30 protein-coding genes are annotated in these 16952 nt (G+C 49.1%); all 30 read left to right on the top strand.

Annotated elements, in window-relative coordinates:
- The first annotated feature begins 9 nt into the window (after positions 1-9).
- The 30 genes from fusA to rplQ all read left to right on the top strand — a co-directional run bounded on the left by fusA (position 10) and on the right by rplQ (position 16736).
- Positions 10-2103, top strand: a complete 2094-nt coding sequence (gene fusA, locus LG202_RS01235) for an elongation factor G (RefSeq protein ID WP_230346607.1) — start codon at positions 10-12, stop codon at positions 2101-2103.
- Positions 2104-2150: 47 nt separating this feature from the next.
- Positions 2151-3341 (top strand): elongation factor Tu, encoded by a 1191-nt coding sequence (gene tuf, locus LG202_RS01230; RefSeq protein ID WP_230346606.1) that lies wholly within the window; start codon positions 2151-2153, stop codon positions 3339-3341.
- Between the two features lie 80 nt (positions 3342-3421).
- On the top strand, positions 3422-3730 hold the full coding sequence (rpsJ, locus tag LG202_RS01225) for a 30S ribosomal protein S10 (RefSeq protein ID WP_011478646.1): 309 nt from the start codon (positions 3422-3424) through the stop codon (positions 3728-3730).
- A gap of 97 nt (positions 3731-3827) precedes the next feature.
- Positions 3828-4472: a 50S ribosomal protein L3 gene (gene rplC / locus LG202_RS01220; RefSeq protein WP_230346605.1), complete on the top strand. Its 645-nt coding sequence runs from the start codon at positions 3828-3830 to the stop codon at positions 4470-4472.
- Positions 4472-5098: a 50S ribosomal protein L4 gene (rplD, locus tag LG202_RS01215; protein ID WP_230346604.1), complete on the top strand. Its 627-nt coding sequence runs from the start codon at positions 4472-4474 to the stop codon at positions 5096-5098. The genes rplC and rplD overlap by 1 nt, the downstream gene beginning before the upstream one ends.
- Positions 5095-5403, top strand: coding sequence for a 50S ribosomal protein L23 (rplW, locus tag LG202_RS01210; RefSeq protein WP_230346603.1), 309 nt, complete (start codon positions 5095-5097; stop codon positions 5401-5403). The genes rplD and rplW overlap by 4 nt, the downstream gene beginning before the upstream one ends.
- Before the next feature lie 8 nt (positions 5404-5411).
- On the top strand, positions 5412-6245 hold the full coding sequence (gene rplB, locus LG202_RS01205) for a 50S ribosomal protein L2 (protein WP_230346602.1): 834 nt from the start codon (positions 5412-5414) through the stop codon (positions 6243-6245).
- Between the two features lie 5 nt (positions 6246-6250).
- Positions 6251-6526 (top strand): 30S ribosomal protein S19, encoded by a 276-nt coding sequence (gene rpsS / locus LG202_RS01200; RefSeq protein ID WP_230346601.1) that lies wholly within the window; start codon positions 6251-6253, stop codon positions 6524-6526.
- Positions 6527-6536: 10 nt separating this feature from the next.
- Positions 6537-6866 carry a 50S ribosomal protein L22 gene (gene rplV, locus LG202_RS01195; RefSeq protein WP_230346630.1) on the top strand — a complete coding sequence of 110 codons (330 nt, stop codon included), beginning with the start codon at positions 6537-6539 and terminating at the stop codon, positions 6864-6866.
- A 10-nt stretch (positions 6867-6876) separates the two neighbouring features.
- The gene (gene rpsC, locus LG202_RS01190; protein WP_230346600.1) at positions 6877-7587 is read left to right on the top strand and encodes a 30S ribosomal protein S3; all 711 of its coding nucleotides are present in this window, start codon (positions 6877-6879) and stop codon (positions 7585-7587) included.
- The gene (rplP, locus tag LG202_RS01185) at positions 7571-7987 is read left to right on the top strand and encodes a 50S ribosomal protein L16 (RefSeq protein ID WP_011478654.1); all 417 of its coding nucleotides are present in this window, start codon (positions 7571-7573) and stop codon (positions 7985-7987) included. The genes rpsC and rplP overlap by 17 nt, the downstream gene beginning before the upstream one ends.
- 2 nt (positions 7988-7989) lie before the next feature.
- A complete protein-coding gene (gene rpmC, locus LG202_RS01180; RefSeq protein WP_011478655.1) occupies positions 7990-8199 on the top strand; it encodes a 50S ribosomal protein L29 in 210 nt (69 codons plus the stop codon).
- Positions 8200-8210: 11 nt separating this feature from the next.
- A complete protein-coding gene (gene rpsQ, locus LG202_RS01175; RefSeq protein WP_025872351.1) occupies positions 8211-8483 on the top strand; it encodes a 30S ribosomal protein S17 in 273 nt (90 codons plus the stop codon).
- A 162-nt stretch (positions 8484-8645) separates the two neighbouring features.
- Complete coding sequence (rplN, locus tag LG202_RS01170) at positions 8646-9014, top strand: 50S ribosomal protein L14 (RefSeq protein WP_025872353.1); 369 nt, start codon at positions 8646-8648, stop codon at positions 9012-9014.
- 11 nt (positions 9015-9025) lie between these two features.
- Positions 9026-9343: a 50S ribosomal protein L24 gene (gene rplX, locus LG202_RS01165; protein WP_230346599.1), complete on the top strand. Its 318-nt coding sequence runs from the start codon at positions 9026-9028 to the stop codon at positions 9341-9343.
- Positions 9344-9352: 9 nt separating this feature from the next.
- Entirely contained in the window at positions 9353-9892 is a 540-nt protein-coding gene (gene rplE / locus LG202_RS01160; protein WP_230346598.1) for a 50S ribosomal protein L5, read from the top strand.
- A gap of 2 nt (positions 9893-9894) precedes the next feature.
- Positions 9895-10200 carry a 30S ribosomal protein S14 gene (gene rpsN / locus LG202_RS01155; protein ID WP_230346597.1) on the top strand — a complete coding sequence of 102 codons (306 nt, stop codon included), beginning with the start codon at positions 9895-9897 and terminating at the stop codon, positions 10198-10200.
- 14 nt (positions 10201-10214) lie between these two features.
- A complete protein-coding gene (gene rpsH, locus LG202_RS01150; protein WP_230346596.1) occupies positions 10215-10610 on the top strand; it encodes a 30S ribosomal protein S8 in 396 nt (131 codons plus the stop codon).
- 10 nt (positions 10611-10620) lie between these two features.
- Complete coding sequence (gene rplF, locus LG202_RS01145; RefSeq protein WP_230346595.1) at positions 10621-11154, top strand: 50S ribosomal protein L6; 534 nt, start codon at positions 10621-10623, stop codon at positions 11152-11154.
- Positions 11155-11163: 9 nt separating this feature from the next.
- Entirely contained in the window at positions 11164-11517 is a 354-nt protein-coding gene (gene rplR, locus LG202_RS01140; RefSeq protein WP_230346594.1) for a 50S ribosomal protein L18, read from the top strand.
- A gap of 15 nt (positions 11518-11532) precedes the next feature.
- Positions 11533-12042 carry a 30S ribosomal protein S5 gene (gene rpsE, locus LG202_RS01135; RefSeq protein WP_230346629.1) on the top strand — a complete coding sequence of 170 codons (510 nt, stop codon included), beginning with the start codon at positions 11533-11535 and terminating at the stop codon, positions 12040-12042.
- Between the two features lie 5 nt (positions 12043-12047).
- Entirely contained in the window at positions 12048-12245 is a 198-nt protein-coding gene (rpmD, locus tag LG202_RS01130) for a 50S ribosomal protein L30 (RefSeq protein ID WP_230346593.1), read from the top strand.
- A complete protein-coding gene (rplO, locus tag LG202_RS01125; protein ID WP_230346592.1) occupies positions 12245-12679 on the top strand; it encodes a 50S ribosomal protein L15 in 435 nt (144 codons plus the stop codon). The genes rpmD and rplO overlap by 1 nt, the downstream gene beginning before the upstream one ends.
- 7 nt (positions 12680-12686) lie before the next feature.
- Positions 12687-14009 carry a preprotein translocase subunit SecY gene (gene secY, locus LG202_RS01120; RefSeq protein ID WP_230346591.1) on the top strand — a complete coding sequence of 441 codons (1323 nt, stop codon included), beginning with the start codon at positions 12687-12689 and terminating at the stop codon, positions 14007-14009.
- An 8-nt stretch (positions 14010-14017) separates the two neighbouring features.
- Positions 14018-14236 carry a translation initiation factor IF-1 gene (gene infA / locus LG202_RS01115; protein ID WP_011478668.1) on the top strand — a complete coding sequence of 73 codons (219 nt, stop codon included), beginning with the start codon at positions 14018-14020 and terminating at the stop codon, positions 14234-14236.
- A gap of 22 nt (positions 14237-14258) precedes the next feature.
- A complete protein-coding gene (gene rpmJ / locus LG202_RS01110; RefSeq protein WP_081620790.1) occupies positions 14259-14372 on the top strand; it encodes a 50S ribosomal protein L36 in 114 nt (37 codons plus the stop codon).
- Positions 14373-14496: 124 nt separating this feature from the next.
- Positions 14497-14859, top strand: coding sequence for a 30S ribosomal protein S13 (rpsM, locus tag LG202_RS01105; protein WP_011478670.1), 363 nt, complete (start codon positions 14497-14499; stop codon positions 14857-14859).
- Positions 14860-14872: 13 nt separating this feature from the next.
- On the top strand, positions 14873-15262 hold the full coding sequence (gene rpsK, locus LG202_RS01100) for a 30S ribosomal protein S11 (RefSeq protein WP_230346590.1): 390 nt from the start codon (positions 14873-14875) through the stop codon (positions 15260-15262).
- An 81-nt stretch (positions 15263-15343) separates the two neighbouring features.
- Positions 15344-16330, top strand: coding sequence for a DNA-directed RNA polymerase subunit alpha (locus tag LG202_RS01095; protein ID WP_230346589.1), 987 nt, complete (start codon positions 15344-15346; stop codon positions 16328-16330).
- A 10-nt stretch (positions 16331-16340) separates the two neighbouring features.
- Positions 16341-16736, top strand: coding sequence for a 50S ribosomal protein L17 (gene rplQ, locus LG202_RS01090; RefSeq protein WP_230346588.1), 396 nt, complete (start codon positions 16341-16343; stop codon positions 16734-16736).
- Positions 16737-16952: the final 216 nt, after the last annotated feature.

Raw genomic sequence — 16952 nt, 5'->3', positions numbered from 1 at the left:
GTAATTACTGTGGCTCGCAAAACCCCTATTGAACGCTATCGCAATATCGGTATCAGTGCGCATATTGATGCTGGTAAAACTACGACTTCTGAGCGTATCCTGTTTTATACCGGGGTGACTCATAAGCTGGGTGAAGTGCATGATGGCGCTGCGACGACTGACTGGATGGAGCAGGAGCAAGAGCGTGGTATCACGATTACTTCTTCTGCTGTGACCTGTTTCTGGAAGGGCATGGATTTGTCCCGTCCTGAGCATCGCATCAACATTATTGATACCCCTGGGCACGTAGACTTTACGATTGAAGTTGAGCGTTCCATGCGTGTGCTGGATGGCGCCTGCATGGTGTACTGTGCGGTGGGTGGTGTGCAGCCTCAGTCCGAGACTGTTTGGCGTCAGGCCAACAAGCACAAGGTGCCTCGTCTGGCCTTTGTGAACAAGATGGACCGTACTGGTGCCAACTTCTTCAAGGTTGTCGAGCAGATGAAGCTGCGCCTCAAGGCCAATCCTGTGCCTGTGGTGATCCCTATCGGTGCTGAAGATACTTTCGCTGGCGTGGTTGACCTTATCAAGATGAAGGCGATCTTCTGGGATGATGCTTCTCAGGGTATGAAGTTCGAGTACAAGGATATTCCTGCCGATCTCGTCGATACTGCCAATGAATGGCGCGAGAAGATGATCGAATCCGCTGCTGAAGCTTCTGAAGAGCTGATGAACAGGTATCTGGAAAACGGCGAATTGTCCGAGGCGGACATCATTGCTGGTCTGCGTCAGCGTACCATTGCCACTGAAATTCAGCCTATGTTGTGCGGTTCTGCGTTCAAGAATAAGGGCGTGCAGCGTATGCTGGATGCTGTTCTGGACTTCTTGCCTGCACCTGTTGATATTCCTGATGTGGCTGGTGAAAGCGAAACCGGTGAGCCATTAACTCGTAAGGCTGATGATAAAGAGCATTTCTCTGCATTGGCATTTAAGTTGATGAGTGATCCATTCGTTGGTCAATTGACATTCGTGCGCGTTTACTCTGGTGTTTTGACCAAGGGTGAGACAGTTTATAACTCCACCAGTGGTCGTAAAGAACGTATTGGTCGTATCGTGCAGATGAGCGCGAATGACCGTAATGAAATTGAAGAGATTCGTGCTGGCGATATCGCTGCTTGTATCGGCCTGAAAGATGTGACGACTGGTGAGACTCTGTGTTCGCTGGATCATCCTATCATTCTTGAGCGCATGGTATTCCCTGAGCCTGTGATTCACGTGGCTGTTGAGCCTAAGACCAAGAGTGACCAGGAAAAAATGGGCTTGGCGCTGGGTCGTCTTGCTCAGGAAGATCCTTCTTTCCGCGTGCGTACCGATGAAGAAACCAACCAGACCATTATTTCTGGTATGGGTGAGTTGCACTTGGAAATTCTCGTTGACCGCATGAAGCGTGAATTTAACGTGGAAGCCAATGTGGGCGCTCCTCAAGTGGCTTATCGTGAAGCGATCAAGAAGTCTGTTGAAGTCGAAGGCAAGTTCGTCAAGCAGTCCGGGGGTAAGGGTCAATACGGTCACGTATGGATCAAGATGGAGCCTAATGAAGCTGGTAAGGGTTACGAGTTCGTTGATGCGATTAAAGGTGGTACCGTGCCTCGTGAATTCATTCCTGCGGTTGACAAGGGTCTGAAGGAAACAATTCCCGCAGGTATCCTGGCTGGCTTCCCGGTTGTGGATGTCAAGGTCACCCTGTTCGACGGTTCGTACCATGATGTTGACTCCAACGAGAACGCCTTTAAGATGGCGGCTTCCATGGCGTTTAAGGATGGTATGCGCAAGGCGGATCCAATCCTGCTGGAGCCTATCATGTCGGTTGAGGTGGAAACGCCTGAAGACTACATGGGTGATGTGATGGGTGACTTGTCTTCCCGTCGCGGTGTGATCCAGGGGATGGATGATCTGGCAGGCGGTGGCAAGGCTATCCGCGCAGAAGTGCCTTTGTCTGAAATGTTTGGTTATGCCACAACAGTGCGTTCCTTGACGCAAGGTCGTGCGACCTACAGTATGGAGTTCAAGCACTACTCTGAAGCTCCAAGAAACGTGGCAGAAGCCATTATTAACAAGAAGTAATTGAATAATATCTAAGCAAATAGAATAGATAATTAAAGGAAACGGAAATGGCAAAAGGTAAATTTGAGCGGACGAAGCCGCACGTCAACGTAGGCACGATTGGTCACGTTGACCATGGTAAGACAACATTGACGGCAGCGATCACCACTGTATTGACCAAGAAATTTGGTGGTGAAGCCAAAGACTACTCCCAGATCGACAACGCGCCAGAAGAAAAGGCACGTGGCATTACCATCAACACCTCGCACGTAGAATACGAAACAGAAACTCGTCACTACGCACACGTTGACTGCCCAGGCCATGCTGACTACGTTAAGAACATGATTACTGGTGCTGCGCAGATGGACGGCGCGATCCTGGTTGTGTCTGCTGCTGACGGCCCAATGCCACAAACCCGTGAACACATCCTGCTGGCACGCCAAGTTGGCGTACCTTACATCATCGTCTTCCTGAACAAGGCTGACATGGTAGACGACGCAGAACTGCTTGAACTCGTAGAAATGGAAGTGCGTGAGCTTCTCTCCAAGTACGACTTCCCAGGCGATGACACTCCTATCGTTAAGGGTTCCGCTAAGCTTGCGCTGGAAGGCGATCAATCCGATATCGGTGAACCTGCTATCTTCCGTCTGGCTGAAGCACTTGACAGCTACATCCCAACACCAGAGCGTGCTGTTGACGGCACCTTCCTGATGCCAGTTGAAGACGTATTCTCCATCTCCGGTCGTGGTACCGTGGTAACTGGTCGTATCGAGCGCGGTATTGTTAAAGTTGGTGACGAAATCGAAATCGTTGGTATCAAGGCAACACAAAAGACAACTTGTACAGGCGTTGAAATGTTCCGCAAGCTGCTGGATCAAGGTCAAGCTGGTGACAACGTCGGCGTACTGCTGCGTGGTACCAAGCGTGAAGACGTTGAGCGTGGTCAAGTATTGTCCAAGTCTGGCTCCATCAAGCCACACACCAAGTTCACTGCAGAAATCTACGTATTGGGCAAAGATGAAGGTGGTCGTCACACACCATTCTTCAACGGCTACCGTCCACAATTCTACTTCCGTACCACTGACGTTACTGGTGCAGTAGAACTGCCAGCAGGTACCGAAATGGTGATGCCAGGCGACAACGTCTCCATCACTGTTGCCCTGATCGCGCCAATCGCGATGGAAGAAGGTCTGCGCTTCGCGATTCGTGAAGGTGGTCGTACCGTCGGTGCCGGCGTTGTGGCTAAAATCGTAGAGTAATACGTTATTCGGTTGAGCCGTAAGCTTAAATGCTTACGGCTTTTTCGCTCTTTGGAAATATCGCTCTTTAAGGAAATAACATGGCAGCTCAAAAAATCCGTATCCGTCTTAAGGCATTTGACTATCGTTTGATTGATCAATCAGCGCTTGAGATTGTTGAAACGGCTAAGCGTACTGGTGCAGTGGTTAAAGGTCCTGTGCCTTTGCCAACTCGTATTGAGCGCTTTGACATTCTGCGTTCCCCTCACGTTAACAAGACATCCCGTGATCAGTTCGAAATTCGTACTCATCAGCGTTTGATGGATATTGTTGATCCTACAGACAAGACAGTTGATGCATTGATGAAGCTGGACCTGCCAGCGGGCGTTGATGTGGAAATTAAGCTGTAACTTGTGTTTTTGAAGTGGGTCGGATATAATCCGACCCTTTCGCGTACCGGGTCGGTCAATTGTAATCGGCCTTTTTAATTATTATAAGGAATCGATCATGAGCTTAGGGCTTATTGGTCGCAAGGTGGGCATGACCCGCATTTTTACCGAAGAAGGCGAAAGCGTTCCGGTAACAGTGCTGGAAGTCGTACCTAACCGTGTGACACAGATCAAGACTGCTGCAAGCGACGGCTATACTGGCCTTCAGGTTGCTTACGGTGAGCGTCGTGCCAGCCGCATTGGTAAGGCATTGACCGGTCATTATGCCAAGGCTGGCGTTTCTGCTGGTGCTGGTATCAAGGAATTTCCCGTATCTGATGATGTGTTGGCTAACTACACTGTAGGTGGTCAGATCACTGTTGAGCTTTTCCAGGCAGGCCAGTTGGTTGATGTAACTGGTACTTCTTTGGGTAAGGGCTTTGCTGGTGCTATCAAGCGTCACAACTTCAGTTCCAACCGTGCTTCCCACGGTAACTCCAGATCCCACAATGTGCCTGGTTCTATTGGTATGGCGCAGGATCCTGGTCGTGTTTTCCCTGGTAAGCGTATGCCTGGTCATTTGGGTGCCGCGAAGACTACTGTGCAGAATCTTGAGATTGTGCGTGTAGATGCTGAGCGTAACCTGTTGTTGATCAAGGGTGCGGTTCCTGGCTCTAAAGGCGGCGATGTTGTCGTGCGCCCTAGTGTGAAGGTGAAGGCATAATGGAAATCAAATTAATCGATAAGAATGGCAAGCCAGCTAAAGCTGGATTGGCTGTTTCTGAAACGACTTTTGGTCGTGAATTCAATGAGGCGTTGGTGCATCAGGTCGTTGTTGCCTATCAGGCCAATGCACGTACTGCAACTCGTGCTCAATTGACACGTGCGGAAGTTAGTCATACCACCAAGAAGCCATGGAATCAGAAGGGTACAGGTCGTGCTCGTTCTGGTATGAGCTCCAGCACCATTTGGCGTGGAGGTGGTCGTGCATTCCCGAATACTCCTGACGAAAACTTCAGCCACAAGATCAACCGTAAGGCCTACCGTGCCGGTGTGCGTTCGATCCTGTCTGAGCTGGTGCGTCAAGATCGCCTGAGCGCAGTTGAAGAGTTTGCTGTCGATACCCCTAAAACCAAACAGTTGCTCGAGAAGATCAAGGGTCTTGGTTACAACGAAGGCTTGTTGGTATTGGTGGATAAGTTTGATGAAAACTTGTATCTGTCTGCTCGTAACTTGCCTCACGTTCTGGTTCTCGAAGCGCAATATGTTGATCCTGTTAGTTTGGTGCGCTTCCCGCAAGTGCTGGCGACTGCAGGCGCTGTTAAGAAGCTTGAGGAGATCCTGGCATGAGCGCGTTGAGTACTCAAGAACGTTTGTTGCAAGTCATTCTTGCACCACAAATTACAGAAAAAGCTACCCGTATTGCTGATAAGCATCAGCAAATTGCCTTCCGTGTACGCACTGATGCAACCAAGCCAGAAATTAAAGCTGCTGTTGAGTTGGTGTTCAAAGTGGAAGTTGATGCTGTGACAGTTGTCAATGTGGGCGGTAAGGTGAAGCGTGCTGGCCGTACATTTGGTCGCCGCAAGGACTGGAAAAAGGCTTATGTGAGCCTGAAGCCAGGTCAAGAAATTAACTTCGCAGCGGGCGAATAGGAGAAATCATGGCACTGATTAAAGTCAAGCCTACTTCCCCAGGCCGGCGCGCCGTAGTGAAGGTGGTGACACCTGAGCTGCACAAGGGTAAGCCCTATGCGCCCCTGCTGGAGAAGCAGAGCAAAAAAGCTGGCCGTAACAATAACGGCCATATCACCACGCGTCATCAAGGTGGTGGTCACAAGCAGCACTATCGTATTGTTGACTTCCGTCGTAACAAGGACGGCATCACAGCTAAGGTTGAGCGTTTGGAATATGATCCAAACCGCAGTGCGCATTTGGCATTGTTGGTGTATGCCGATGGTGAGCGTCGTTACATCATTGCTCCGCGCGGTGTTTCCGCTGGCGCGCAGTTGGTGAGTGGTTCCGATGCTCCTATCCGTGCAGGTAATGCATTGCCTTTGCGCAATATTCCTGTCGGTAGCACGATCCATTGCATCGAGTTGCAACCTGGCAAGGGTGCGCAAATTGCGCGTTCTGCCGGTACTTCAGTGCAGTTGCTTGCTCGTGAAGGTAGCTATGCTCAGTTGCGTTTGCGCTCTGGTGAAGTTCGCCGTGTGCACGTTGATTGCAAGGCAACCATTGGTGAAGTTGGTAATGAAGAGCACTCCCTGCGCTCTATCGGTAAAGCTGGTGCGGTGCGCTGGCGTGGTGTTCGTCCTACCGTTCGCGGTGTGGTCATGAACCCGGTAGATCACCCGCACGGTGGTGGTGAAGGTAAGACTGCTGCTGGTATGAACCCTGTCAGCCCATGGGGTCTGCCAACCAAGGGTTATCGTACACGTAGCAACAAGCGTACGGATAACATGCGCGTCAGCCGTCGTCCTGCGAATAAGAGGTAATCAATATGGCACGTTCAATTAAGAAAGGGCCATTTGTTGATGGCCATCTGGCGAAGAAGGTAGAAGTTGCTGTCGCTGCTCGCGATAGAAAGCCAATTAAGACTTGGTCACGTCGTTCTACCATCCTGCCTGATTTTATTGGTTTGACCATTGCGGTTCACAACGGTAAGCAGCATGTGCCGGTGTTGATTTCTGAAAACATGGTAGGTCACAAGCTCGGCGAATTTGCGCTGACCCGTACGTTCAAGGGTCATGCTGCCGACAAGAAGGCCAAGAGGTAGGAGAGAGATGATGGAAGTATCTGCTGTATTAAGAGGTGTTCATCTGTCCCCACAGAAGGCTCGCTTGGTCGCTGACCTGATCCGCGGCAAGAAAGTTGACAACGCACTTAACATCCTGAATTTCACACCTAAAAAGGGTGCGGAAATCATTAAGAAGGTTGTTGAATCTGCAATTGCCAATGCTGAGCATAATGAAGGCGCAGATATCGATGAGTTGAAGGTGACTTCGATTTATGTCGATAAGGGTCTGGTGCTAAAGCGTATCCGCGCTCGTGCCAAGGGTCGCGCTGGACGGATTATCAAGCCAACTTGTCACATCACTGTGACTGTCGGTAACTAAAGGAATCGTTATGGGTCAGAAAATTCATCCGTTTGGTTTCCGTCTGAGCGTCCAGAAAAACTGGTCTTCTCGTTGGTATTCCAATAGCAATAATTTCCCTGCGATGCTGAACAGCGACATCAAGGTGCGCGAGTTTCTGAAGAAGAAGCTTTCTCACGCTGCTGTAAGTAAGATCGTGATTGAGCGTCCTGCAAAGAATGCCAAAATCACGATTTACAGTGCACGTCCTGGTATCGTGATTGGCAAAAAGGGTGAGGATATTGAGTCCTTACGCTCTGGTCTGCAGGGTTTGATGGGTGTGCCTGTGCACCTGAACATTGAAGAAGTGCGCAAGCCTGAAATCGATGCCACCCTGATTGCAGAAAGCATTGCTCAACAGCTCGAAAAGCGCGTGATGTTCCGTCGTGCGATGAAGCGTGCAATGCAAAACGCGATGCGTCTGGGTGCTCAAGGCATCAAGATCATGAGTTCGGGTCGTTTGAATGGTATCGAAATTGCGCGTACCGAATGGTACCGTGAAGGTCGTGTGCCTTTGCATACGCTGCGTGCTGATATCGATTACGGCGTGGCAGAAGCTAAGACTACCTACGGTATTATCGGTATCAAGGTTTGGGTGTTCAAGGGCGAAGTGTTTGGCAACAAGCTTGAACAATCCGCTCAACCTGCTGAGCCAGAAAAGAAAGTAAGAAAGTCGGGGGCAAAAAATGCTGCAACCAGCTAGACAAAAATTCCGTAAGATGCAGAAGGGCCGTAACAAGGGCATCGCGACTACCGGTAACAAGGTAAGCTTTGGCGAGTTCGGTCTGAAGGCAATTGGTCGTGGTCGTCTGACCGCACGCCAGATTGAAGCGGCTCGTCGTGTGATGACTCGTCATATCAAGCGTGGTGGTCGAGTATGGATCCGCGTCTTCCCAGATCAGCCGATTTCCAAGAAGCCTGCTGAAGTTCGTATGGGTAATGGTAAGGGTAGTACCGAGTACTACATTGCCCAGATCCAGCCTGGAAAGATGTTGTACGAAATGGACGGTGTCAGTGAAGAGCTGGCACGTGAAGCGTTCCGCTTGGCTGCTGCAAAGCTGCCAATCGAGACTACCTTCATTACTCGTCATATTGGGAGCTAGTCATGAAAGCGTCCGAATTGAGAAACAAGACTGTTGAAGAGTTGAACAATGAGCTGATTGAGTTGCGTCGTGCGCAATTCTCTCTGCGCATGCAGCTGGCTACTCAACAGTTGAATAAAGTTGACCAGGTAGGCAAAGTGCGCCGTGATATTGCTCGCGTTCGTTCTGTGCTTGCTGAAAAAGCCAAAGCGGCTAATGCAAGTCAAGCGTAAGCGGAGTCATTATGAGCGAAAATCAAACTGAAAAATTAGTTCGCACTTTGAGTGGCCGTGTAGTAAGCGACAAGATGGACAAGACTGTGACTGTTCTGGTCGAGCGTAAGGTGAAACATCCTTTAATCGGCAAGGTGGTACGTCGCTCCAACAAGTTCCATGCTCACGACGAAAACAATGAGTGCAAAGAAGGCGACTTGGTTGTAATCGAAGAAAGCCGTCCGCTTTCCAAGACCAAAACTTGGCGCGTAAGCAAGATTGTAGAAAAAGCACGTATTGTGTAATTAATATTGCCCTTCCACTTGCAATCGCTTGGAAGGGCAATATATAATGTCGGACCTTTTGGCGCCCAACAAGCTGGCGCCCCAATACTGACCGTAGTGCTGTCAGCCGTTTTTGACAAGCGGCTGGTGTTGGTTTAACGGATTAAGTTGGAGATTATTCTCATGATTCAAATGCAGTCTCGGCTGGATGTTGCCGATAACACTGGTGCACGTTCCGTAATGTGTATCAAAGTGTTGGGTGGTTCTAAGCGTCGTTATGCTGGTATTGGTGACATCATCAAAGTCAGTATTAAGGATGCTGCCCCACGTGGTCGCGTCAAAAAAGGCGAGGTTTATAGTGCAGTTGTAGTTCGTACTGCCAAGGGTGTTCGTCGTCCAGATGGTTCCCTGGTTAAGTTCGATAGCAATGCTGCAGTGTTGTTAAACAATAAGCTGGAACCGATTGGTACCCGTATTTTCGGGCCGGTGACACGTGAGCTGCGTGGCGAGCGTTTCATGAAGATCGTTTCTCTGGCACCCGAAGTTCTATAAGGAGTTGCTGGATGAGTAAGATTCGCAAGGGTGATGAAGTCATCCTGAATACAGGTAAAGACAAAGGCAAGCGCGGTACTGTATTGCGCGTGTTGGCGTCCGGCCAAGTTCTGGTCGAAGGTATCAATGTGGTAAAGAAGCATGCCAAGCCTAACCCAATGCGCGGTGTAGCTGGCGGCATTATCAGCAAAGAGATGCCTGTAGACATCTCTAATGTTGCTTTATTCAATCGTGCCACCCAGCAGGGTGATCGCGTTGGCTTCAAGACTTTGGATGACGGTCGCAAGGTTCGCGTATTTAAGTCCAGTGGCGAAGTTGTGGACGCATAAGGGTAGATCATGGCTCGTTTAAAAGATTTTTATAAAGACACCGTGGTTAAGCAGCTGGTTGAGCAGTTTGGCTACAAGTCTGTAATGGAAGTGCCTCGCATTGAAAAAATCACCCTGAATATGGGTGTTGGCGAAGCTGTTGCTGACAAGAAAGTCATGGAAAATGCCGTGGCTGACTTGGAAAAGATTGCAGGTCAAAAGGTTGTTGTAACCAAGGCTAAGAAGTCTATCGCGGGTTTCAAGATCCGTGATGGCTACCCTGTTGGTTGCAAGGTGACGCTGCGTCGTGAGCATATGTACGAATTCCTGGATCGTCTGATCACAGTCGCTATTCCTCGTATTCGTGACTTCCGTGGTATTTCTCCTAAGTCATTTGATGGTCGTGGTAACTACAATCTGGGTGTGCGTGAGCAGATTATTTTCCCGGAAATTGAATACGACAAGATCGATGCGTTGCGCGGGTTGAATATCACCATCACTACAACTGCAAAGACTGATGACGAGGCGCGTGCGCTCCTCTCCGCATTCAGCTTCCCATTTAGGAACTAATCATGGCTAAAACCTGCATGATCGAACGCGAGCAAAAGCGTCGCGACACGGTGAAGAAATATGCTGCCAAGCGTGCTGAATTGGTTGCGGTGATCAACGATGTAAATGCATCTGTTGAAGATCGTCGCGCTGCACGTAACAAGCTGCAAAGTTTGCCACGTAACTCCAGCCCTGTTCGTCAACGTAATCGTTGCGCTTTGACTGGTCGCCCACGTGGTGTGTTTAGTAAATTCGGCATTGCGCGTAGTAAGCTGCGCGAGTTGATGATGCGTGGCGAAGTGCCAGGTGTCACCAAGGCTAGCTGGTAACGGAGGAATTTAGTATGAGTATGAGTGATCCGATTGCCGATATGCTGACGCGCATCCGTAATGCGCAAAGCACGAACAAGGTTTCTGTTTCTATGCCGTCTTCTAAGGTAAAGCGTGCGATTGCAGCTGTACTGAAAGATGAAGGTTATATTGATGATTTCGCTGTGCAAGATGTTGAAGGTAAGCCACAGTTAAATATCGGCCTTAAGTACTATGCTGGTCGTCCTGTGATTGAGAAGATTGAGCGTGTTAGCCGTCCTGGCTTGCGTATCTATCGTGGCAATCAAGAGATTCCAGTGGTAATGAATGGCTTGGGCGTGACCATTGTGTCTACATCCAAGGGTGTAATGACTGATCGTAAAGCACGTGACGCCGGTATCGGTGGCGAAGTGCTATGCGTTGTGGCTTAAGGAGAAAAACATGTCTCGTGTAGCTAAAAATCCAGTCGCTATCCCCGCTAAGGTTGAAGTTGTATTGAGTGCTGGCAACATTGCGGTCAGTGGTCCATTGGGTAAGTTGTCTTTGCCTTTGAGTGGTGATGTTGCCGTTGAGCGTGATGGTGATAACCTGACGTTCGTGGTTGCTCGCGATACCCAGCATGCGCGTGCTATGTCCGGTACTTTGCGTGCTCTGGTCTTTAATATGGTCACCGGTGTTTCTCAAGGCTTCACCCGTAAGCTCAACCTGGTTGGTGTGGGTTACAAGGCTCAGGCTCAGGGAACTACCCTGAATCTGGATCTGGGCTTCTCCCACCCGGTTAACCATAAGATGCCTGAAGGCGTCACTGTTCAGACTCCGACTCCTACCGAGATCGTACTGACTGGTGCAGACAAGCAGGTTGTGGGTCAGGTTGCCGCGCAGATTCGTGCGTATCGTTCGCCAGAGCCTTATAAGGGCAAGGGTGTGCGTTACTCCGATGAAGTGGTGATTATCAAAGAAACCAAGAAGAAGTAAGGTTTAGCCATGAATAATGTAAATTCACGTCTGCGTCGTGCACGTAAAACCCGTGCCAAGATCGCCGAGTTGAAAGCTATCCGCCTGAGTGTGCATCGTAGCAATAGTCACATTTATGCTCAGATTATTGCCGAAACTGGTGACACGGTGCTTGCTAGTGCTTCTACCCTTGAGGTTGAAGTCCGTAATGACATAAAAAATGGTGGCAATATCGCCGCTGCCGCACTGGTCGGTAAGCGTATCGCGGAAAAGGCCAAGGCGGCAGGGATCACTACTGTTGCATTTGACCGTTCCGGCTACAAGTACCACGGTCGTATCAAGGCGTTGGCTGATGCCGCGCGTGAAAACGGCTTGTCCTTCTAAAGACTGAGGTTGATGATGGCAAAAGTTGAAATTGAACAGCAGCAAACCGATGGTTTGCGCGAGAAAATGATCGGCGTCAACCGCGTCACCAAAGTGGTGAAGGGTGGTCGTATCATGAGTTTCGCCGCACTGTCCGTAGTAGGTGATGGTGATGGTGGTGTAGGTATGGGCAAGGGCAAGGCGCGTGAAGTGCCGGTAGCCGTGCAAAAGGCGATGGACGAAGCTCGTCGTGGCATGATCAAGGTTAGCCTGAATAATGGCACCCTTTATCACGCTGTTACTGGCGTTCACGGTGCTGCCAAGGTATTCATCCAGCCTGCTTCTGAAGGTACCGGTATTATCGCCGGTGGTGCAATGCGCGCTATCTTCGAAGTGATGGGTGTGACTAACGTATTGGCAAAATGTATTGGTTCTACCAATCCATACAACGTCGTGCGTGCCACCCTGAACGGCTTGAAGTCCATGAATACTCCTGCTGAAATCGCTGCAAAGCGTGGCAAGAGTGTTGAAGAAATCAGAGGTTAATCATCATGGCTAAGGCAAAAAAAGCAAATGACTTGATCAAGGTAACCTTGATCAAGAGCACCATCGGTAGAATCAAGTCTCACCGTGCAAGCGTCGCTGGCCTGGGTCTGCGTCGCCTGAATCAGACTGTTGAGGTGCAGGATACTCCTGCTAATCGCGGCATGATCAATGCAGTGAGCTATCTGTTAAAGGTAGAAGCATAATGAAGCTGAATACTATCAAGCCTGCTGAAGGCGCTAAGCACGCCAAGCGTCGTGTTGGTCGTGGTATTGGTTCCGGTCTGGGTAAGACTGGTGGTCGTGGTCACAAGGGTCAAAAGTCTCGCGCTGGTGGCTTCCACAAGGTAGGTTTCGAAGGCGGTCAAATGCCTTTGCAACGTCGTTTGCCTAAGCGTGGTTTCAATTCCTTGACCAAGGCTGATACTGCAAATGTACGTACTGCTGATCTCGTTCGCGTTGATGCTGAAGTAGTTGATCTTTTGGCATTGAAGCAAGCTAACGTCATTCCCGGTAGTGCACGTGCTGTGAAAGTATTCCTTTCTGGTGATGTGACGCGTGCTGTGACAGTGCAAGGTCTTGCGTTGAGCAAGGGTGCTCGTGCTGCCGTTGAAGCAGCCGGCGGTAAGATCGTAGAGTAATCAATTCGTGGCTAACGATAGTATTTTTGGTGCAGTGGGGAAGGTCAGCGAGTTGAAAAACCGCTTGCTTTTCGTATTGGGTGCCTTGATCGTTTTCCGCCTTGGTGCGCACATTCCGGTTCCTGGTATTGATCCGGATGTGCTTGCCCGCCTGTTTGAATCGCAGAGTGGCGGTATCCTAGGTATGTTTAATATGTTCTCGGGCGGTGCCTTAGAGCGTTTTACTATTTTTGCCTTGGGTATCATGCCGTATATTTCGGCCTCTATCATCATGCAGCTCCTGACCGTGGTATCTCCACGCATGGAGCAGTTGAAGAAAGAGGGCGAGAGTGGGCGTCGTACAATTACTAAATACACACGCTATGGCACTGTGTTCTTGGCAACTTTCCAGGCGCTGGGTATTGCGATTGCACTGGAGGGGCAAGCTGGTCTTGTACTTGATCCAGGTTTGATGTTCCGCTTTACCACTGTGATTACTTTGGTTGGCGGTACGATGTTCCTGATGTGGCTGGGTGAACAGATTACCGAGCGTGGAATTGGTAATGGTATCTCCATCATCATTTTCGCGGGTATTGTTGCTGGATTGCCGCATGCGATTGGTGGAACGCTGGAGTTGGCTCGTACAGGTGCGTTTTCCATTCCATTGGTATTGTTCCTGTTTGTTGCTGCTGTGCTTGTGACTGCGTTTGTTGTCTTCGTTGAGCGTGGTCAGCGCAAAATTACAGTGAACTATGCCAAGCGTCAGGTAGGCCGTAAGGTATTTGGTGGGCAAACAAGTCATTTGCCATTGAAGTTGAATATGGCCGGTGTAATTCCGCCGATTTTTGCTTCAAGCATTATCTTGTTTCCTGCGACTATGGCTGGCTGGTTTGGGAGTCACGAAAGCATGTCTTGGCTCAAGGATATTGGTTCAACTTTATCCCCAGGTCAGCCGCTGTATATTATTTTCTTTGCTACAGCCATTATCTTCTTCTGTTTCTTTTATACGGCGTTGGTATTCAACCCAAAGGAAACTGCAGATAACTTGAAGAAGAGTGGTGCATTTGTTCCAGGAATCCGTCCTGGCGAACAAACTGCGCGATACATTGATCGCATCATGGGTCGTTTGACCTTAGCTGGTGCACTGTATATCACTGCAGTATGTTTGCTGCCAGAGTTCTTGATTCTGAAGTTCAATGTTCCATTCTATTTTGGTGGTACTTCATTGCTGATTATCGTGGTGGTGACCATGGACTTTATGGCCCAGGTTCAATCCCACTTGATGTCACATCAATATGAAGGCTTGCTGAAAAAAGCTAACTTTAAGGGTGGTGCGGGTCTACCGCGTTAATCTGTAGTATGGCTAAAGAAGATCGTATTGAAATGCAAGGCGAGGTTCTTGAGAACCTCCCAAATGCAACGTTTAGGGTCAAACTGGAAAATGGCCATGTCGTCCTGGGCTATATTTCAGGCAAGATGCGCATGCACTACATTCGTATCCTGCCCGGTGACAAGGTCACCGTGGAAATGACTCCTTATGATTTATCGCGTGCGCGAATTATATTCCGCGCCAAGTAAGTTTTTTGCGAAGAGGTGAGAGATGAGAGTTCGTGCATCAGTGAAGACATTGTGCCGTAATTGCAAGGTGGTTCGCCGCCGTGGTGTTGTGCGTATTATTTGCACTGACCCACGTCATAAGCAACGCCAGGGTTAATCCGGTAACGTGGTTTTAAAAGGGACAGGTTTTTAATCTATTTGTTAAAAGCCTGTCAAGCTGTTAAAATTTTGGGCTTTTTTGGCGATTTGAAAACGATGCGCCATTATTTTGGAGTAGCTACATGGCTCGTATAGCAGGGGTAAACATCCCAAATCATAAACATACTGAAATCGCATTGACTTCGATTTACGGTGTGGGCCGTACTACGGCAAAACAAATTTGTCTGGCTGCAGGTGTATCCGCGACAGCGAAGATCAAGGATCTGAATGACGCTGAAGTAGAAAAGCTGCGTGATGAAGTCGCCAAGCTGCAGGTTGAAGGTGATCTGCGCCGCGAAGTGACAATGAATATCAAGCGCTTGATGGATCTTGGCTGCTATCGTGGTATCCGTCATCGTCGCGGTTTGCCTGTTCGTGGTCAACGTACCAAGACCAATGCGCGCACTCGCAAGGGTCCAATCAAGCCTATCAAGGCATCCAAGTAAGGAATAGCAAATAATGGCTAAAGCTAACGTACGCGTACGCAAGAAAGTCAAAAAGAATATTGCCGAGGGCATTGCTCACGTGCATGCTTCTTTCAACAACACCATCATTACCATCACTGATCGCCAAGGCAATGCTTTGTCTTGGGCTACATCGGGTGGTCAGGGCTTCAAGGGCTCTCGTAAGAGTACCCCTTTTGCTGCTCAGGTAGCTGCTGAAGCTGCTGGTAAGGCTGCTCAAGAGTGTGGTGTCAAGAATCTTGAAGTGCGCATCAAGGGTCCTGGCCCAGGTCGTGAATCTGCTGTACGTGCATTGAATGCCGTTGGTTTCAAGATCACCAGCATTTCTGACGTAACCCCTGTGCCGCACAATGGTTGCCGTCCGCCGAAAAAACGCCGTATCTAAGCTGGATATAAGGTTGCAGCCACGATAACCTGGTTGTCGTGGTTGATTTATTTAAAGTAATCGAGGACCGTAAGGATAGCTATGCAAAACAGTCCGACTGAATATTTGAAGCCACGCGTTGTTGATGTCGAGGTGATTTCGCCCGTGCGTGCACGTGTGACACTGGAGCCAATGGAGCGCGGTTTTGGTTACACGCTGGGTAATGCCTTGCGTCGAGTATTGCTGTCTTCCATTCCTGGCTTCGCTATTACAGAAGTCAAGATTGATGGTGTAGTGCATGAGTACTCTACACTGGATGGCGTGCAGGAAGACGTGGTAGATATCCTGCTGAACCTCAAAGGTGTTGCACTCAAGCTGAATAGCAAGAGTGAAACTACGCTGACACTGAACAAGAGTGTTGAGGGTGTGGTAACTGCAGGTGACTTTGACACAGGTCATGATGCGGAAATTGCCAATCCTGAACATGTGATTGCTCATCTGACTAAGGGTGGTAAGCTCAATCTTGAAGTGAAGGTTGAAATGGGCCGTGGTTATCAGCCTGTGCCACAACGTCAAAAGAGCGAAGATGAAGATCGTGTACTTGGTTTTATCCAAGTAGATGCTTCTTTTAGCCCGATCAGTAAGGTAAGTTACCAAGTTGAGAGTGCTCGTGTTGAGCAGCGTACTGACTTGGATAAGTTGATCATGGACGTTGAAACCAACGGTGTGGTTGAGCCTGAGCAAGCTATCCGTGATGCTGCACGTATCCTGATGGGACAGCTTTCCGTGTTTGCTGATTTGGAAGGTGCTCCTTCTGAAGTTGAAGTAAAGCAAACACCTCAAGTTGATCCTATCCTGTTACGTCCAGTGGATGATCTGGAGTTAACAGTTCGCTCTGCAAACTGCTTGAAGGCAGAAAATATTTATTACATTGGTGACCTGATTCAGCGTACTGAAAATGAGCTGTTGAAAGCACCAAATCTAGGCCGTAAATCTTTGAATGAGATTAAGGATGTACTGGCCTCCAAGGGCCTGACATTGGGCATGAAACTAGAAAACTGGCCACCTGCGGGCCTGGAAAAGGTGTGAGGAAATCACTATGCGTCATCGCAACAGCAATCGTAAATTAAACCGCACCAGCAGCCATCGTCAGGCTATGTTGCGTAACATGGCTAACTCTCTGCTGCGCCATGAAATCATCAAGACAACTTTGCCAAAGGCAAAGGAACTGCGTCGTGTTGCAGAGCCTTTGATCACTCTGGGCAAGGAAGCAACGTTGGCTAACCGCCGTTTGGCATTCAGCCGCCTGCGTGATCGTGATATCGTTGGCAAACTGTTCAATGAGTTGGGTCCTCGTTACCAAACTCGTAACGGTGGTTACCTGCGTATCCTCAAGTGCGGCTTCCGTGTAGGTGACAATGCACCTATGGCGCTAGTTGAACTGGTTGATCGCCCAGAATTGGCTACAGATGGTGAAGTTGTAGCAGCTGAATAAATCAGCAGTAGTTATTCATAAAAAAGCCGGTTTTTAACCGGCTTTTTTATTGTCAAAATACGTGATCTTTATTTACTTCATATAGTCTGTAGTATCTGCTGGTCAGTTCTAGACAAAGGAGTAATCGCTGGGTGTTTTACGCTTGATTTTCTCTTGTGAAATATCAAGTCATAGAAAAACCTTGCACTCATCCAAGATACTTCAAGAAATAGTTTA

It is taken from the genome of Methylobacillus methanolivorans, assembly GCF_054588515.1.
Note: the sequence above shows the minus strand (reverse complement) of the source record. Positions and strands in the feature narration are given on the sequence as shown.

Excerpts from the sequence above, each read along its gene's own strand:
- tuf (WP_230346606.1), top strand. The coding sequence starts at position 2,151 with ATGGCAAAAGGTAAATTTGAGCGGACGAAGCCGCACGTCAACGTAGGC.
- rpsJ (WP_011478646.1), top strand. The coding sequence starts at position 3,422 with ATGGCAGCTCAAAAAATCCGTATCCGTCTTAAGGCATTTGACTATCGT.
- rplC (WP_230346605.1), top strand. The coding sequence starts at position 3,828 with ATGAGCTTAGGGCTTATTGGTCGCAAGGTGGGCATGACCCGCATTTTT.
- rplD (WP_230346604.1), top strand. The coding sequence starts at position 4,472 with ATGGAAATCAAATTAATCGATAAGAATGGCAAGCCAGCTAAAGCTGGA.
- rplW (WP_230346603.1), top strand. The coding sequence starts at position 5,095 with ATGAGCGCGTTGAGTACTCAAGAACGTTTGTTGCAAGTCATTCTTGCA.
- rplB (WP_230346602.1), top strand. The coding sequence starts at position 5,412 with ATGGCACTGATTAAAGTCAAGCCTACTTCCCCAGGCCGGCGCGCCGTA.
- rpsS (WP_230346601.1), top strand. The coding sequence starts at position 6,251 with ATGGCACGTTCAATTAAGAAAGGGCCATTTGTTGATGGCCATCTGGCG.
- rplV (WP_230346630.1), top strand. The coding sequence starts at position 6,537 with ATGGAAGTATCTGCTGTATTAAGAGGTGTTCATCTGTCCCCACAGAAG.
- rpsC (WP_230346600.1), top strand. The coding sequence starts at position 6,877 with ATGGGTCAGAAAATTCATCCGTTTGGTTTCCGTCTGAGCGTCCAGAAA.
- rplP (WP_011478654.1), top strand. The coding sequence starts at position 7,571 with ATGCTGCAACCAGCTAGACAAAAATTCCGTAAGATGCAGAAGGGCCGT.
- rpmC (WP_011478655.1), top strand. The coding sequence starts at position 7,990 with ATGAAAGCGTCCGAATTGAGAAACAAGACTGTTGAAGAGTTGAACAAT.
- rpsQ (WP_025872351.1), top strand. The coding sequence starts at position 8,211 with ATGAGCGAAAATCAAACTGAAAAATTAGTTCGCACTTTGAGTGGCCGT.
- rplN (WP_025872353.1), top strand. The coding sequence starts at position 8,646 with ATGATTCAAATGCAGTCTCGGCTGGATGTTGCCGATAACACTGGTGCA.
- rplX (WP_230346599.1), top strand. The coding sequence starts at position 9,026 with ATGAGTAAGATTCGCAAGGGTGATGAAGTCATCCTGAATACAGGTAAA.
- rplE (WP_230346598.1), top strand. The coding sequence starts at position 9,353 with ATGGCTCGTTTAAAAGATTTTTATAAAGACACCGTGGTTAAGCAGCTG.
- rpsN (WP_230346597.1), top strand. The coding sequence starts at position 9,895 with ATGGCTAAAACCTGCATGATCGAACGCGAGCAAAAGCGTCGCGACACG.
- rpsH (WP_230346596.1), top strand. The coding sequence starts at position 10,215 with ATGAGTATGAGTGATCCGATTGCCGATATGCTGACGCGCATCCGTAAT.
- rplF (WP_230346595.1), top strand. The coding sequence starts at position 10,621 with ATGTCTCGTGTAGCTAAAAATCCAGTCGCTATCCCCGCTAAGGTTGAA.
- rplR (WP_230346594.1), top strand. The coding sequence starts at position 11,164 with ATGAATAATGTAAATTCACGTCTGCGTCGTGCACGTAAAACCCGTGCC.
- rpsE (WP_230346629.1), top strand. The coding sequence starts at position 11,533 with ATGGCAAAAGTTGAAATTGAACAGCAGCAAACCGATGGTTTGCGCGAG.
- rpmD (WP_230346593.1), top strand. The coding sequence starts at position 12,048 with ATGGCTAAGGCAAAAAAAGCAAATGACTTGATCAAGGTAACCTTGATC.
- rplO (WP_230346592.1), top strand. The coding sequence starts at position 12,245 with ATGAAGCTGAATACTATCAAGCCTGCTGAAGGCGCTAAGCACGCCAAG.
- infA (WP_011478668.1), top strand. The coding sequence starts at position 14,018 with ATGGCTAAAGAAGATCGTATTGAAATGCAAGGCGAGGTTCTTGAGAAC.
- rpmJ (WP_081620790.1), top strand. The coding sequence starts at position 14,259 with ATGAGAGTTCGTGCATCAGTGAAGACATTGTGCCGTAATTGCAAGGTG.
- rpsM (WP_011478670.1), top strand. The coding sequence starts at position 14,497 with ATGGCTCGTATAGCAGGGGTAAACATCCCAAATCATAAACATACTGAA.
- rpsK (WP_230346590.1), top strand. The coding sequence starts at position 14,873 with ATGGCTAAAGCTAACGTACGCGTACGCAAGAAAGTCAAAAAGAATATT.
- LG202_RS01095 (WP_230346589.1), top strand. The coding sequence starts at position 15,344 with ATGCAAAACAGTCCGACTGAATATTTGAAGCCACGCGTTGTTGATGTC.
- rplQ (WP_230346588.1), top strand. The coding sequence starts at position 16,341 with ATGCGTCATCGCAACAGCAATCGTAAATTAAACCGCACCAGCAGCCAT.